Origin of the sequence: Pseudomonas sp. Leaf15 (assembly GCF_001421425.1) — a bacterium.
GTDB classification, from domain to species: Bacteria; Pseudomonadota; Gammaproteobacteria; order Pseudomonadales; family Pseudomonadaceae; genus Aquipseudomonas; species Aquipseudomonas salomonii.
The window spans coordinates 128,749-144,539 of sequence record NZ_LMKI01000034.1; the positions used below are offsets into that span (position 1 = coordinate 128,749).

At 61.0% G+C, this 15,791-nt stretch carries 13 protein-coding genes; 10 read left to right on the forward strand and 3 right to left on the reverse strand.

Annotation, left to right across the window (positions count from 1 at the left end; translation table 11 throughout):
• Positions 1 to 66: 66 nt before the first annotated feature.
• Both ASE80_RS24190 and ASE80_RS24195 read left to right on the forward strand, forming a co-directional pair.
• On the forward strand, positions 67 to 1,026 hold the full coding sequence (locus ASE80_RS24190; RefSeq protein ID WP_056861146.1) for a fimbrial protein: 960 nt from the start codon (positions 67 to 69) through the stop codon (positions 1,024 to 1,026).
• Between the two features lie 78 nt (positions 1,027 to 1,104).
• Complete coding sequence (locus ASE80_RS24195) at positions 1,105 to 2,061, forward strand: DMT family transporter (RefSeq protein WP_056861147.1); 957 nt, start codon at positions 1,105 to 1,107, stop codon at positions 2,059 to 2,061.
• Between the two features lie 984 nt (positions 2,062 to 3,045).
• On the opposite strand, the gene ASE80_RS24210 is transcribed toward ASE80_RS24195, so the two are convergent.
• Positions 3,046 to 4,434 carry a class II fumarate hydratase gene (locus ASE80_RS24210; protein WP_056861150.1) on the reverse strand — a complete coding sequence of 463 codons (1,389 nt, stop codon included), beginning with the start codon at positions 4,432 to 4,434 and terminating at the stop codon, positions 3,046 to 3,048.
• Between the two features lie 266 nt (positions 4,435 to 4,700).
• Here ASE80_RS24210 and ASE80_RS24215 point away from each other — a divergent pair, with 266 nt between their 5' ends.
• The 7 genes from ASE80_RS24215 to ASE80_RS24245 all read left to right on the forward strand — a co-directional run bounded on the left by ASE80_RS24215 (position 4,701) and on the right by ASE80_RS24245 (position 12,408).
• Entirely contained in the window at positions 4,701 to 5,219 is a 519-nt protein-coding gene (locus tag ASE80_RS24215; RefSeq protein WP_003175221.1) for a DUF2059 domain-containing protein, read from the forward strand.
• Positions 5,220 to 5,225: 6 nt separating this feature from the next.
• Positions 5,226 to 5,522: a BolA family protein gene (locus ASE80_RS24220; RefSeq protein WP_056861151.1), complete on the forward strand. Its 297-nt coding sequence runs from the start codon at positions 5,226 to 5,228 to the stop codon at positions 5,520 to 5,522.
• A 118-nt stretch (positions 5,523 to 5,640) separates the two neighbouring features.
• Positions 5,641 to 6,582 (forward strand): oxygen-dependent tRNA uridine(34) hydroxylase TrhO, encoded by a 942-nt coding sequence (gene trhO / locus ASE80_RS24225; RefSeq protein ID WP_056861152.1) that lies wholly within the window; start codon positions 5,641 to 5,643, stop codon positions 6,580 to 6,582.
• Between the two features lie 36 nt (positions 6,583 to 6,618).
• On the forward strand, positions 6,619 to 7,224 hold the full coding sequence (locus ASE80_RS24230) for a DsbA family protein (RefSeq protein WP_177034541.1): 606 nt from the start codon (positions 6,619 to 6,621) through the stop codon (positions 7,222 to 7,224).
• Positions 7,214 to 9,016 (forward strand): ABC transporter ATP-binding protein, encoded by a 1,803-nt coding sequence (locus ASE80_RS24235; RefSeq protein WP_056861154.1) that lies wholly within the window; start codon positions 7,214 to 7,216, stop codon positions 9,014 to 9,016. The genes ASE80_RS24230 and ASE80_RS24235 overlap by 11 nt, the downstream gene beginning before the upstream one ends.
• A 65-nt stretch (positions 9,017 to 9,081) precedes the next feature.
• Entirely contained in the window at positions 9,082 to 11,556 is a 2,475-nt protein-coding gene (locus tag ASE80_RS24240; protein ID WP_056861155.1) for an EAL domain-containing protein, read from the forward strand.
• Positions 11,557 to 11,634: 78 nt separating this feature from the next.
• The gene (locus ASE80_RS24245) at positions 11,635 to 12,408 is read left to right on the forward strand and encodes a TenA family transcriptional regulator (RefSeq protein WP_371920504.1); all 774 of its coding nucleotides are present in this window, start codon (positions 11,635 to 11,637) and stop codon (positions 12,406 to 12,408) included.
• Between the two features lie 21 nt (positions 12,409 to 12,429).
• Here the strand turns inward: ASE80_RS24245 and ASE80_RS24250 are convergent, their stop codons facing one another.
• Both ASE80_RS24250 and lldD read right to left on the reverse strand, forming a co-directional pair.
• Positions 12,430 to 13,356, reverse strand: coding sequence for a GGDEF domain-containing protein (locus ASE80_RS24250; protein ID WP_056861157.1), 927 nt, complete (start codon positions 13,354 to 13,356; stop codon positions 12,430 to 12,432).
• A 280-nt stretch (positions 13,357 to 13,636) separates the two neighbouring features.
• A complete protein-coding gene (lldD, locus tag ASE80_RS24255; RefSeq protein ID WP_056861158.1) occupies positions 13,637 to 14,779 on the reverse strand; it encodes an FMN-dependent L-lactate dehydrogenase LldD in 1,143 nt (380 codons plus the stop codon).
• Between the two features lie 101 nt (positions 14,780 to 14,880).
• On the opposite strand from lldD, the gene ASE80_RS24260 reads away from it, so the two are divergent.
• Positions 14,881 to 15,765 (forward strand): LysR family transcriptional regulator, encoded by an 885-nt coding sequence (locus ASE80_RS24260; RefSeq protein ID WP_056861159.1) that lies wholly within the window; start codon positions 14,881 to 14,883, stop codon positions 15,763 to 15,765.
• Positions 15,766 to 15,791: the final 26 nt, after the last annotated feature.

A 15,791-nucleotide genomic window follows, 5' to 3' on the forward strand; every position in this document is an offset into this window, starting at 1 on the left:
CTCAAGACGCGGGCTGTGAAGGCTCGTTGGGCAGTATCTGGATAGGCAAGAGCAAGAGAGATCAAAATGAAAGGATTTTTGGGAGCCTTCGCGCTTCTCGCCCTGACGGGTGTTGCAACGACCGCGCAAGCCGTTGATTGCCGTGTGAATGGCGGCGCTTGGCAAACGGGTAATCCTAACTTGCAGGTGCCGGTTACGGTTGTTCTGGCCGCCGATCGTACGAGAATCACGCTGGAAGGCGCGCGGCTTGAATGCAGGTTTTCCCCTGGGTCGCAGAGCCCGTCCTGGCGCGCGGATTACTGGGCCACCGGCAATGCGTCAGGGAGCGCCTGGACGCCGGGACCGAGGTTCAGCGGTGAACGCACTGGCCTGCGTATCAACGGTGGGTTTTTCAATACGCCTGTCCAAAATGGAGTGCGTGCAGCGACGATGCCGGATGACCTGAGAAGCTACCCGATCGATATCACGCCCTATATTTTGATGCGTAACTACCCGTCCAATCCGTTCGATGTGCGCATCGGCGACAACCTGGGGTTGTTGCGTCTTACCAGTTCGAACAACTACGACGCCAGCCGACCGCAGCTCAGTGTGACCTACATCGCCGCGAATAACTTTACCGTCTCCCCCTCCAGCTGCACGATCAACAATAACAACCCCATTGAGATCAACTTCGGCACGGTGCACCAGCGCGCAATCGGCACGGACCCGTTGACCTCATCGATCGTCAGCAACCGCAGGCTCACTTACTCATGCCCGGATGGCGGCATTACCACGCCGATCACCATTACCTACAAAGGCACCCGAACAGGGTTCGACACGCGCCTGCTGATGATGAGCAATCCGGATGTGGGTACGGCCATGGTGCATGCTGGCACGGCGGTACCGGTAAATGGCTCGTTCCTCACCCGTATCACCAACAGCGTGGGCGGTGACGATGTGACGTTTTCGCTGGTACGGCGCAATGGCTCCTTCCCGGCGGCCGGGCCCATAAACGGCAGCGGTGTATTGGTGATGGGCGTGCCCTGACACACAATCATCGATACCCAAAACACAGCGCACCACCCTAGAATGCCGGCTCCTCCACCTCCGGTTTTTGGGGCACACATGCACATTTCTTCGGGCCGCTGGGTCTATGGTTTTCTCCTGACCCTGCTGACCGCGCTGCTCTGGGGCATTCTGCCGATCAAGCTCAAGCAAGTGCTGCAGGTGATGGACCCGATCACCGTCACCTGGTTTCGTCTGGTAGTGGCCGGCAGTTGCCTGTTTATCTACCTGGCGCTGAGCAAACGCTTGCCGAGTCGCAAGGTGCTGGGCCCCAAGGGTGGCTGGCTGGTGGCGATGGCCGTGTGTGGGCTGGTGGGCAACTATGTGTTGTACCTGGTGGGCCTGAAACTGCTCAGCCCCGGCACCGCGCAACTGGTGGTGCAGATGGGGCCGATCTTTTTGATGATTGCCAGTGTGTTCGTGTTCAAGGAGCGTTTCAGCCTGGGGCAGGGCATGGGGCTGCTGGTGCTGATCCTGGGTTTTGGTCTGTTCTTCAACCAGCGCCTGGCCGAGCTGCTGACCTCCATGGGCGCCTACACGGCCGGCGTGCTGACGATCCTGCTCGCCACCACCATTTGGGTGTTCTACGCCCTGGGCCAGAAGCAACTGCTGACCGTGTGGAATTCGTTGCAGGTCATGATGGTGATCTACCTGTCGTGCGCCCTGTTGCTCACGCCGTGGGCGCATCCGCTGGAAGCTTTGCAATTGAGCCCGCTGCAAGGCTGGTTGCTGTTGGCCTGCTGCATGAACACATTGGTGGCGTATGGCGCGTTTGCCGAAGCGCTGGCGCATTGGGAGGCGTCGCGGGTCAGTGCGACCCTGGCGCTGACGCCGTTGGTGACCTTTGTGGCGGTGGCTTTGGCGGCGTGGTTGTGGCCGGACTATGTGCAGGCGGAGCAGATCAATACCCTGGGCTACGTCGGCGCGTTGGTGGTGGTGCTCGGTTCAGCGACAGTAGCACTGGCGCCATCGTTGCTCGCCGGGCTCAAGGCCCGGCGAGTGCGTATGGCGTCTTGATACCCTTAAAGCACGAATACACTCACTACAGGATGCTTTTTCGCCCATTAGATCGTTCCCACGCTCCGCGTGGGSATGCAGCCCCGGACGCTCTGCGTCCCGCAGGCCACGGCTGCCTTGAAGGCGACGCGGAGCGTCACTGGATGCATTCCCACGCGGAGCGTGGGAACGATCCCCCGGACGCTCTGCGTCCCGCAGGCCACGGCTGCCTTGAAGGCGACGCGGAGCGTCACTGGATGCATTCCCACGCGGAGCGTGGGAACGATCAAGGACGAACACACCCTCTGTGGCGAGCAGGCTTGCCCTGCGCTGGGCTGCGCAGCGGCCCCACAACSCGCCGATGAGGTTGGCCTGACAGAACGCGTTGACTGGATCAGGRCGGCTTCGCCACCCAACGCAGGGCAAGCCTGCTCGCCACARAAGCCGCGTTTTGGATCGTTCCCACGCTCCGCGTGGGGATGCAGCCCCGGACGCTCTGCGTCCCGCAGGCCACGGCTGCCTTGAAGGCGACGCGGAGCGTCACTGGATGCATTCCCACGCGGAGCGTGGGAACGATCCCCCGGACGCTCTGCGTCCCGCAGGCCACGGCTGCCTTGAAGGCGACGCGGAGCGTCACTGGATGCATTCCCACGCGGAGCGTGGGAACGATCAAGGACGAACACACCCWCTGTGGCGAGCAGGCTTGCCCTGCGTTGGGCTGCGCAGCGGCCCCAAAGCCCGCCGATGAGGTCTGCCTGACAGAACGCGTTGCCTGGATCAGGGCGGCTTCGCCACCCAACGCAGGGCAAGCCTGCTCGCCACAGAARCCGCGTTGGATCGTTCCCACGCTCCGCGTGGGGATGCAGCCCCGGACGCTCTGCGTCCCGCAGGCCACGGCTGCCTTGAAGGTGACGCGGAGCGTCACTGGATTCATTCCCACGCGGAGCGTGGGAACGATCAACACAGAAACCGCGTTCGTCACAGGATGCTTTTTCGCCCGGTCTCCTAGTGCCCGGCTTCCAGCATGTTTTCCGGGCGCACCCACTGATCGAACTCTTCATCAGTCAGGTAACCCAGGTCCAGCGCGGCCTGGCGCAGCGTCAAGCCTTCGGCGTAGGCCTTCTTGGCGATCTGCGCCGACTTGTCGTAGCCGATATGCGGGTTGAGTGCCGTTACCAGCATCAAGCCGCGTTCCAGGTGCTTGGCCATTTGCTCGGCATCCGGCTCAAGGCCGGCGATGCAGTGCTCCTGGAAGTTGTTGCAGCCGTCGGCCAGCAAGCGGATCGATTCGAGCAGGTTGTGGATGATCACCGGCTTGTACACGTTCAGCTGCAAGTGCCCTTGGCTGGCGGCGATGCCGATCGTCACATCATTGCCCAGTACCTGGCAGGCCAGCATCGACAGCGCTTCGCACTGGGTGGGGTTGACCTTGCCCGGCATGATCGAGCTGCCCGGTTCATTGGCCGGCAGCTTGACCTCGGCCAGCCCCGCGCGTGGGCCGGAACCCAGCAGGCGCAGGTCGTTGGCGAGTTTCATCAGCGCCACCGCCAGGGTTTTCAGTGCGCCGTGCAGGGTCACCAGTGGCTCGTGGCCGGAGAGGGCGGCGAACTTGTTCGGCGCGGTCACGAAGGGCAAGCCGGACAGCGCCGCCAGCTCGGCGGCAATCGCCTCGCCAAAACCATGGGGCGAATTGAGCCCGGTGCCCACGGCGGTGCCGCCCTGGGCCAGCTCGCACACGGCGGGCAGGGCGCTGCGGATGGCGCGCTCGGCGTAGTCGAGTTGGGCGATAAAGGCCGAGACTTCCTGGCCGAAGGTGATCGGCGTGGCATCCATCATATGGGTGCGGCCGGTCTTCACCAGTTTCATATGGCGGGCGGCCAACTCGGCCAAACCGCCAGAAAGCGTGGCGAGCGCCGGTAACAGGCGTTCATGAACCGCTTGTACCGCCGCGATGCTCATGGCCGTGGGAAAGCAGTCGTTGGAGCTTTGCGAGCGGTTCACATGGTCATTGGGGTGCACCGGGCTTTTGCCGCCACGGGCCTTGCCCGACAGCTCGTTGGCGCGGCCGGCGATCACTTCATTGGCGTTCATATTGCTTTGGGTGCCGCTGCCGGTCTGCCATACCACCAGCGGGAACTGGTCGTCGTGCTGGCCGTCGAGCACTTCATCGGCGGCCTGTTCGATCAGGCGGGCGATGTCGGCGGGCAAGTCGCCATTGCGGTCGTTGACCCGTGCTGCGGCTTTCTTGATCAGGGCCAGCGCGTGCAACACCGCCAGCGGCATGCGTTGCTCGCCGATGGCGAAGTTCACCAGCGAGCGTTGGGTCTGGGCGCCCCAGTAAGCGTCATCCGGGACTTGGACGTCTCCCAGGCTGTCGGTTTCGATACGGCTCATCGGGCACACTCCTTCAGGTTCGTTTGCGCAGTTTAGGCTGTGCCTGGGGTTGTGGGTTCCATAAAAGACTTTTCATCGAGGGTATTCCCATGCGGTTCAGGCTGCATGCGGTCACAGGTGGGAGCTGGCTCTCACAGAAAGGCAGATCCCAGGCCCGCGGCCCCGCAAAACCAGGCCGAACAAGGCCTGGGGTTGAGCCGCAAGGTTTTTTAGGCGCAGAATGGTCGCCCTTGGGGTATTACCTCGCCTGCTAGAAAGGAAACTCGATGACTCGTCTTCGTGCCATCTGTACCGCGGTTGCTCTGGTTTGCGCCAGCGGCCAGGTTTTTGCCGATACCGCCAGCCATAACGCCAGTGCCGAAGCCTTCCTGACCCTGGCCCACGCTGACAAGCTGGGTACCCCGGTGTACATGCAAGTGCAGCAAATGTTCGCCCAGCGTTTCGAACAGACCAAGGCACCTGCCGCCAAGCAGTCCGTACTGGACAGCTACCAGGCCAAGGCCAACGCCGCGCTGGACCAGGCTATCGGCTGGCCGAAGCTGAAGCCGGACATGGTCAAGCTTTACACCACCAACTTCAGCGAATCCGAGCTCAAGGACCTGGTAGCCTTCTACCAGTCGCCACTGGGCAAGAAAGTCCTGGAAAAAATGCCGCAACTGACCCAGCAATCGGCCCAGATGACCCAGGCCAAGCTGGAAAGCGCCGTGCCGGTGGTGAACAAGCTGCTCGAAGACATGACCAACGAGCTGGCGCCAAAAGCCGCCGCACCGGCCAAGAAGAAGTAAGCAGGAATGACCATGCAACAGCGTATCGAAACGGCGCTCGCCGCCCTGAGCCCGCAACACCTGAGCGTGCTGGATGAAAGCCACATGCACAGCCGTGGGTTGCAGACCCACTTCAAGGCCGTGCTGGTCTGCCAGCAGTTCGAGGGGCTCAACCGCGTCAAGCGCCACCAGACGGTCTACGCCACCCTGGGTGACCTGATGAGCGAATTTCATGCGTTGGCGCTGCATACCTATACGCCTGAAGAATGGGCGAAAATCGACGCAGCCCCGGCCTCGCCGACCTGCGCCGGCGGGCATGACTAATGATCAGGTGTCTCTGACACCCGGCATTTGTTAGAATCCGCAACGCGCCGCTTAGCCGGCGCGTTTTTTTTGCATCCGGTTCACCCCTTACGAGGGTAGCCACCTGGAGAGAACACCCATGACTCAACCGATTGTCGTGGCGGCACTGTATAAGTTCGTCACCCTCGAAGATTACGTCGCCCTGCGCGAGCCACTGCTGCAGGCAATGGTCGATAACGGCATCAAAGGCACCTTGCTGATCGCCGAAGAAGGCATCAACGGCACCGTTTCCGGCAGCCGCGAAGGCATTGACGGCCTGATGGCCTGGCTCAAGAACGACCCACGCATGGACGACATCGACCACAAAGAGTCGTACTGCGACGACCAGCCGTTCTACCGCACCAAGGTCAAGCTCAAGAAAGAGATCGTGACCCTGGGCGTCGAAGGCGTTGACCCGAACAAAAAGGTCGGCACCTACGTCGACCCGCAAGACTGGAACGCGCTGATCAGCGACCCTGAAGTGCTGTTGATCGACACGCGCAACGATTACGAAGTGTCGATCGGCACCTTTGAAGGCGCAATCGACCCGAAAACCACCAGTTTTCGCGAATTTCCCGACTATATCAAAGCCAATTTCGACCCGGCCAAGCACAAGAAAGTCGCGATGTTCTGCACCGGCGGCATTCGTTGCGAAAAAGCCTCCAGCTACATGCTGAGCGAAGGTTTCGACGAGGTTTACCACCTTAAAGGCGGGATCCTGAAGTACCTCGAAGAGGTGCCGCAGGCAGAAACCAAATGGCAGGGCGACTGTTTTGTCTTCGACAATCGCGTCACCGTGCGCCACGACCTCAGCGAAGGCGACTACGATCAATGTCATGCCTGTCGCACACCGGTCAGCGTAGACGACCGCGCGTCCGAGCATTATGTGGCTGGCATCAGTTGCCCGCATTGCTGGGATAAGCTGCCGGAGAAGACCCGTCGCAGCGCCATCGACCGGCAAAAGCAGATCGAGCTGGCCAAGGCCCGCAACATGCCGCACCCGATTGGCTTCAACTACAAGCAAACCCCTTCCGAGGCCTGACCCATGCCCGCGCGCCTGCTCTATGTGATGGACCCGATGTGTTCCTGGTGCTGGGGCTTTGCCCCGGTGGCGCAGGCGCTGGTTGAGCAGGCCCAGGCGGCCGGCGTGGATGTGCACCTGGTGGTGGGCGGTTTGCGCACCGGCAGCGGCGCGGCGCTGGAGCCGACTACGCGGCGCTATATCCTTGAGCACTGGCAGGCCGTCACCGATGCCACCGGCCAGCCGTTCAAGCGCGAAGGCGCGTTGCCCGACGGCTTTGTCTATGACACCGAGCCCGCCTGCCGCGCCATCGTCACTGCGCGCAGCCTGGCGCCGGATTGCGCCTGGACACTGCTGGGGCTGATCCAGCGGGCGTTTTATGTCGAGGGCCGCGATGTGACCCTCGCCAGCGTGCTGGTGGAACTGGCGGAGCAGGCGGGCATTCCGCGCATCGAGTTTGCCGGCGCCTTCGACCGCGCCGAGCAACATGCGGCGACGGCGGCTGATTTTACCTGGGTGCAGGACTTGGGCATCGCCGGTTTCCCGACGCTGCTGGCCGAGCGTAATGGCCAGCTGGCGTTGCTGACCAACGGCTATCAGCCGTTGTCCGAGCTGTCGCCCTTGCTCGCCCGATGGCTGGAGCGTGCCACCTGTGCAGGATGAGCCCAAACGCACCGATCGACTGACCTGGGCGGAAATTCGCCGCCTGGCCCTGCGTCACAAGAAATCCTTGTGGATCGCCAATGGCGTTGCCGTGCTGGCGACCCTGTGCAGCGTGCCTATTCCTTTGCTGTTGCCGCTGCTGGTAGATGAAGTGCTGCTGGGCCACGGCGATGCCGCGCTCAAGGTGATGAACCACGCGTTGCCACTGGGCTGGCAAAAGGCCGCCGGTTATATCGGCCTGATGCTGTTGGTGACCCTGTGCCTGCGCTGTGGCGCGCTGGTGTTCAACGTGGTGCAGGCGCGGCTGTTTGCGCGGCTGGCCAAGGATATTGTGTATCGCATCCGCGTGCGCCTGATCGAACGGCTCAAGCGGATTTCCCTGGGCGAATACGAAAGCCTGGGCAGTGGCACGGTGACCACGCATCTGGTCACCGACCTGGACACGCTGGACAAGTTTGTCGGTGAAACCCTCAGCCGCTTCCTGGTGGCCATGCTTACGCTGGTCGGCACCTCGGCGATCCTGGTGTGGATGCATTGGCAACTGGCGCTGTTGATTCTGCTGTTCAACCCCTTGGTGATCTACGCCACGGTGCAGTTGGGCAAACGCGTCAAACACCTGAAGAAACTGGAGAACGACAGCACGTCACGCTTTACCCAGGCGCTGACCGAAACCCTCGACGCCATCCAGGAAGTGCGCGCAGGCAATCGCCAGGGTTTTTTTCTCGGGCGCCTGGGCCAGCGCGCCCAGGAAGTACGCGACTACGCGATCCACTCGCAATGGAAAACCGACGCCTCCAGCCGCGCCAGTGGCTTGTTGTTCCAGTTCGGTATCGACATCTTTCGCGCGGCGGCGATGCTCACCGTGTTGTTTTCCGACCTGTCCATCGGCCAGATGCTCGCGGTGTTCAGTTACCTGTGGTTCATGATCGGCCCCGTGGAGCAACTGCTGAACCTGCAATATGCCTACTACGCCGCAGGCGGTGCGCTGACGCGGATCAACGAGCTGCTGGCACGGGCCGACGAGCCGCAATATGCCGGCGGCGAAGACCCGTTCACCGGGCGTGAGACTGTCGGCATCGAGGTGCGCGGCCTCAACTTCGGCTATGGCGAAGAGTTGGTACTCAACCAGTTGAACCTGGCCATCGCACCCGGCGAGAAGGTCGCGATTGTCGGCGCCAGCGGCGGCGGCAAAAGTACCCTGGTGCAACTGCTGCTCGGGCTGTATACGCCACAGGCCGGCAGTATTCGTTTCGGCGGTGCCACCCAGCAGGAAATCGGCCTGGCGACCATCCGCGAGAACGTCGCAGTGGTGCTGCAACACCCGGCGCTGTTCAACGACACCGTGCGCGCCAACCTGACCATGGGCCGCGCGCGCAGCGACCAAGCCTGCTGGCAGGCACTGGAAATCGCCCAGTTGGATGCTACCGTCAAGGCACTGCCCTTGGGCCTGGACAGTGTGGTGGGGCGCTCGGGTGTGCGTTTTTCCGGCGGGCAGCGCCAACGCCTGGCGATTGCACGCATGGTGCTGGCCGAGCCCAAAGTGGTAATACTGGACGAGGCCACCTCGGCCCTGGACGCCGCCACCGAGTACAACCTGCACCAGGCGCTGGCGCGGTTTCTCAGTGGGCGTACTACACTGATCATCGCCCACAGGCTTTCTGCGGTGAAGCAGGCCGACCGGGTACTGGTGTTTGATGGCGGGCATATCGCCGAAGATGGCGACCATCAGCAGTTGATTGCCGATGGAGGGCTGTACGCCAAGCTCTATGGGCATCTGCAACAAGTGCGTTGATTTAGCTGAGCTATCGAGAGCGGATTTTCGCGTGCGTATCAAGCAGTGCATGTGCAAGGGACCTCATGAAGCAAAAGCGTACTCTCGGAGCGACGTTAAGCAGGCCGCGGTTGCTGGGCATTGTCTGGCCCTTTATCGCCGTCGTGCTGTTCCAGGCATTGCTGGGCTGCGTCAGCCTCTACGTGCTGTCAGCAGTGCGCGGCTACGTGGCAGGCGAGAGCTTGTGGTCCAAGGGCCAGAAAGATGCCATCTACTACCTGACCCTTTACGCCGATAACCGCGACGAAGCGACCTTCCTCAAATACCAGCAGGCCATCGCCGTGCCCCAGGGCGGCCATGAGTTGCGGGTGGCGCTGGACCAACCCACGCCCGATCTTGCGGCTGCGCGCCTGGGTATCCTCAAGGGCGGCAACCACCCCGATGACGTGTCCAGCCTGATCTGGCTGTACCTCAATTTTCGTCATTTCAGTTACCTGGAAAAAGCCATCGAACTGTGGACCGTCGGCGATGGATACCTGCTGCAACTCGATGACCTGGCCCAGGCGATGCACCGGGCGATCCACAGCGATCAAGTCAACTCTGGCGACATTGCCAATTGGAAGACGCGCATCATCGCCATCAACGAAGGCGTGACGCCGGCGGCCAAGGCCTTCAGCGATGCCTTGGGCGAAGGTTCGCGGATGATCCTGCGCCTGCTGCTGATCACCAACCTGGCCACTGCCCTGGGTTTGATCGTGCTGGCGCTGCTGCGTACCCACAAGCTGCTGACTCAGCGCCACGCCTTTGCCACCGCGCTGCAAGCCGAGAAGGAGCGGGCGCAGATCACCCTGGAGTCGATTGGTGACGGCGTGATCACCACGGATGTCGACGGCGCGATTGCTTACATGAACCCGGCCGCCGAGGCGCTGACGCATTGGAAAAACGCGCAGGCCCAAGGGTTGCCGTTGGCGGCGTTATTCAACCTGCTCGATGAGAATGCCGAGCCCGATGGATTCGCCCTGATCGAACACATTATCAAGGGCGAACTCAGTGGCAGTAGCGGGCATTCCAAGCTGATCCAGCGCGTGGACGGCAGCACGGTGTCAGTCACCCTGGTGGGCGCGCCGATCCGCAGTGCCGGCAAGGTCAGCGGCGCGGTGCTGGTGCTGCACGACATGACTCAGGAGCGCCAGTACATCGCCAACCTGTCGTGGCAGGCGACCCACGATGCCTTGACGGGCCTGGCCAACCGCCGCGAATTCGAGTTCCGCCTGGAGCAGGTGTTGCAACAGGTGTCGCGCCAGCAGAGCGGGCGGCATGCCCTGATGTTCCTCGACCTCGACCAGTTCAAGCTGGTCAACGACACCTGCGGGCATGCGGCGGGTGATGAGCTGTTGCGGCATATCTGTGCGTTGCTGCAATCGGACTTGCGCGAAGGCGACACCCTGGCGCGCCTGGGCGGCGACGAGTTCGGCATCCTGTTGGAGAACTGCCCGGCAGCGGTGGCGGAAAAGATCGCCGAAAGCCTGCGCCATACCGTGCAAAGCCTGCACTTTGTGTGGAAAGGCCGGCCGTTCATGACCACCGTGAGCATTGGCCTGGTGCATATCTCGCAATCGCCGACCACCCTGGAAACCTCGCTGCGCGCCGCTGATATGGCCTGTTATATGGCCAAGGAGAAGGGGCGCAACCGGGTGCAGGTCTACCATGCCGATGACTCGGAATTGTCCCTGCGCTTTGGCGAAATGGCCTGGGTGCAGCGCCTGCACATGGCCTTGGAAGAAGATCGCTTTTGCCTCTATTCCCAGGAAATCTCGCCGCTTGGCCACACCGATGGCGGTAATGGTCATATTGAGATCCTCCTGCGCCTGCATGACGAGGCAGGTCGGATCATCCTGCCGGACAGTTTTATTCCGGCTGCCGAACGTTACGGTTTGATGACTTCGCTGGACCGTTGGGTGGTGGAAAACGTATTTAAGATTATCGCCCGTTGTATGCAAGAGCGTGCAGGCCGTCCTATGGCTATGTGTGCGATTAATCTGTCAGGCATAACTATTGGAGATGATGATTTTCTCGGATTTTTACGTGAGAAATTCGAGGCTTACAGCATTCCGCCGGAAATGATTTGTTTTGAAATAACTGAGACCAGTGCGATTGCCAATTTGGGCAGTGCAATCCGCTTTATTAATGAACTCAAGGCCTTAGGTTGCCATTTTTCACTTGATGACTTTTGTGCCGGAATGTCTTCATTCGCCTATCTTAAACATTTGCCTGTAGACTTCCTGAAGATCGACGGGAGTTTCGTAAAGGATATGCTGGACGACCCGATTAACCGTGCCATGGTCGAAGTGATCAACCACATCGGCCACGTCATGGGTAAGCGCACAATTGCCGAATTTGTTGAAACACCGCTGATCGAACAGGCTTTACTTGAGATCGGTGTGGATTATGCTCAGGGCTACCTGATCGAACGTCCGCAATTGTTTACCTTTGATAGTCTGCAATGCCGACCTGTGCGGCCGCAGCCACTGTTGCTAAAGGCGCCCGGCACATTCCGCTGAAGCATCCGACGGTCTGTACAATCACACTAGAAAAGGAGCCCTACAGTGATCGACACCTTCAACCGAACCGGCCCGCTTATGGAAGCCTCGAGTTACCCAGCCTGGGCGCAACAACTGATCCAGGACTGTAGCGAGAGCAAGCGCCGGGTTGTCGAACACGAACTGTACCAGCGCATGCGTGATAACACGCTCAGCGCCAAGACCATGCGCCACTACCTGATCGGTGGCTGGCCAGTGGTTGAACAGTTTGCCTTGTACATGGCACAGAACCTCACCAAGACCAAGTTTGCCCGTCATCCTGGGGAGGATATGGCGCGCCGGTGGCTGATGCGCAATATTCGCGTGGAACTCAACCACGCCGACTATTGGGTGCACTGGGCACGTGCCCACGGGGTAAGCCTGGAAGAGTTGCAAGCGCAGAACGTACCACCGGAGTTGCATGCACTGAGTCACTGGTGCTGGCACACCAGCTCGGCCGATTCGTTGATCGTGGCGATTGCCGCGACCAACTACGCGATCGAGGGGGCGACCGGGGAGTGGTCTGCCGTGGTGTGCTCGACCGGTGTGTATGCGGCCGCCTTCCCTGAAGAAGACCGCAAGCGCGCCATGAAGTGGTTGAAGATGCACGCGCAATACGACGACGCTCACCCTTGGGAAGCGCTTGAAATCATTTGCACATTGGCGGGGATGAACCCGAGCAAAGCCTTGCAGGTAGAACTGCGCCAGGCGGTGTGCAAGAGCTACGACTACATGTACCTGTTTTTGGAAAGTTGCATGCGGTTGGAGAACGAAAAAGCAAAGGCGCCAGCAGCCGTTCGCGAACGTCAGGTTTGCGTCGCCAGCGAGGCGTGATGTGAGCGTGATGGCGGGGTTTTACCCCGCCATTGCCAAGCGGTTGCGACCTTCGCGCTTGGCCACGTACAGGGCGTTATCGGCCCGCCGCAACAGGCTTTCTGCCGACTCGGCCGCCAACAGGGTCGAGCAACCCAGACTCACCGTCAGTTCAATCCGCTTGCCATCGGCCCAATAGTCCTGGGCCTCTGCCGCCCGACGCAGGCGTTCGCCGACCAAACCTGCCGCATCCCGGCCGGTGTTCGACAGCAGGATCAAAAACTCTTCCCCGCCAAATCGAAATACCATGTCCACATTGCGTAACTGGCTCTTTATCGAGTCGGCGACGGCGCGCAATACGATGTCGCCCGCCGCATGGCCGTGGGTGTCGTTGATTTTCTTGAAGTGGTCAATGTCCAGCATCAACAAGGACAACGGGCTCAGGTGCCGCCGGGCCATGTCGATTTCTCGTTGCAGCGTCTGGTCCATCGCAATGCGGTTGCCGGTTTCGGTCAGCGGGTCACGCAGGGCGCTGCGGGTGGCGGCGCGGTAGAGCAGGGCGTTACGCATCGGGTACAGCAAGGTCGACAGCAACGACTCCAGCTGCGCCAATTCATCGTCCAGGAAGCGTTGGTTGCGCCGGAATATCAACTCGCCCAGATGCTCGCCTTCATGGCTCAAGGTGTAGCTCACCGAGTGATGGCCGCGATGGCCAAACTCCAGGCGCAAGTCGCTGGCCTCATGGCGATATTGCAGTGCGTCCAACGGCACCAGCCGCTGAACTTCGCGAAAGAACAGCGCCAGTATGCGTTCCGGCTCAAGGCTGGTTTGCAATTGCTGGCTCAGTTGCTGACGAAGTTGCGCAAGTGTGGTGGGGCGACGTGGAAGCAGGGAAGGCTGACCAAACCCCAGGCGTTGCAATTTGGCACTGTCGAAGTCAATTGCGTTGGTCTGGGTAGGTGATTTCATAAACGGACGGCCTCTAAGCACTTAACTGTCTTACAGGCTGCACGAGAGCGGCAAATGCCAAGCGTCTTACTGTTCCTTCAGTTCCGTAAAACATTGGAAACAGTTTAAACCGCTTTGCCATGGGTTATAACCCCTGGGCCCTGCCACACGTCTTGTCATCGCTTAACCTGCTTGAAAGGGGTTAGAGCGAGATTCATGCCAGTTTGTTTAACTTAAAAAAACGCCTTATAAATCAACGACTGTTTAAAAAATCGCCACAGTCGTTGCGCCCTGACGTCAGTTATTTGGCTGTTTGAACCAAGGTGGTGTGGTCAATCTGATCAATCGAGGTCACGCCGGTCAAGGTCATGGCCACGCGCATCTCCTTGGCGAAGATATCCAGCAGGTTTTCCACCCCGGACTGGCCGGCGGCGGCCAGCGCGTAGACTGTCGAGCGACCCAGCAAGCAACCCTTGGCGCCGAGGGCGAGCATGCGTACCACGTCGAGCCCGGACCGAATGCCGGAGTCCACCAGCACGGTCAGGTCGTCGCCCACGGCTTCGGCAATCGGCGGCAGGGCTTTGGCGGTTGACAGCACGCCATCAAGCTGGCGCCCGCCGTGGTTGGAGACCACGATGCCGTCGGCGCCGAAGCTCACTGCGTCCTTGGCATCCTGGGGGTCGAGGATGCCCTTGATAATCATCGGGCCTTTCCAGAACTCACGGATCCACTCCAGGTCTTTCCAACTGATCGACGGGTCGAAATTGTTCGCCAGCCAGCCAATGTAGTCTTCTAGGTGGGTGGGCTTGCCAAGGTATTTGGAAATATTGCCCAGGTCGTGTGGGCGGCCCATCAAGCCCACATCAAAGGCCCATTGCGGCTTGCACACGGCCTGCAGCATTCGGCGCTGCGCCGCATAGGGCCCGGACATGCCCGAATGCGCATCACGGTAACGCGCGCCGGGTGTGGGCATATCAACGGTAAACACCAGCGTGGTCACGCCCGCTGCCTGGGCGCGCTCCAGCGCATTGCGCATAAAACCGCGGTCCTTGAGCACATAGAGCTGGAACCAGATCGACTGCGGGCTTTGCGACGCCACTTCTTCAATCGGGCACACCGACACCGTCGACAGGCAAAACGGAATGCCCTTGTTGGCTGCCGCCTTGGCCGCCTGCACTTCGCCCCGTCGCGCATACATGCCGGTCAGGCCCACGGGGCTGAGAATCACCGGCATGGCCTGTTCCTCGCCGAACAGCGTGGTCTTGAGGCTCAGGTCGTCGACATTGCGCAGGATGCGCTGGCGCAGGCTGATCTCGGCCAGGTCCGAACTGTTGGCGCGCAGGGTGTGCTCGGCGTAGGCGCCGCCGTCGATGTAATCGAACAGAAAGCGCGGCAGCTTGCGTTTGGCGGCTGCACGGTAGTCGGAGGCGGACGAGATGATCATGAACGGGTTCTCCACAGAGCGGGGTCGCACCACCATAAGCAAAAAGCTGGCATGATAAAAACAACTTTTATTACTAGTATCCAGTCGCTATAGGAATACCGATGAACCTGAGAACCGTGCGGGCGTTTGTCGAAGTGGTGCGCCAGGGCGGTTTCTCCCAGGCGGCCGAAGTGGTGGCCCTGACCCAATCCACCGTGAGCAAGGCGGTCAAGACCCTCGAAGACGAGCTCGGCACGCCGCTGCTCAACCGCCTGGGCCACCGTAACGAGCTGACGGCGGCCGGCGAAATCGCCTACCGCCGCGCCCTGGTGCTGCTCGCCGAACACAATGACCTGGTGGCCGAGATCAACGACCTGCGCGGCCTCAAACGCGGCGTGCTGCGCATCGGCCTGCCACCGGTAGGCTGCGGCGTGCTGTTTGCAGCGATGTTCGCGGCGTACCGCAGCCGCTACCCGGAAATCGAAATCGAACTCACCGAATACGGCAGCAAAAAACTGCGCGAATGCCTGGAAGCCGGGGAGGTCGACCTCGCCGCGCTGCTGTTGCCGGTGGACCAGGCCTTCGACTACCAGCCGGTGCGCAACGAACCACTGATGGCGGTACTGCCCATCAACCACCCACTGGCCAAGCGTAAACGCATCGACTTCACCGACCTGGCCGATTCACCGTTCATTTTGTTCGAAGCCGGCTTCGCCCTGAACGCCAAGATCCTCGCCGCCTGTGAACGCAAAGGCGTCACGCCCCGAGTGACCGCGCGCAGCGGGCAGATCGATTTTATCGTTGACCTGGTCTCAGCCGGGCTGGGCGTCGCCTTCCTTCCGCGCATGCTCGCACTCAAACATCAACACGCGGGTATTGCCTTGATTGCGTTGGACGAACCCCACACCGACTGGCACATCGCCCTGGCCTGGCGCGCCAGCGCACACCTGCCGCCGGCGGCGCGTGCGTGGCTGGATCTGGCCAAGGAAATGGCCAGCCCGGTGTAGCGGGTTGCAACCGGAATTCGCAGGAT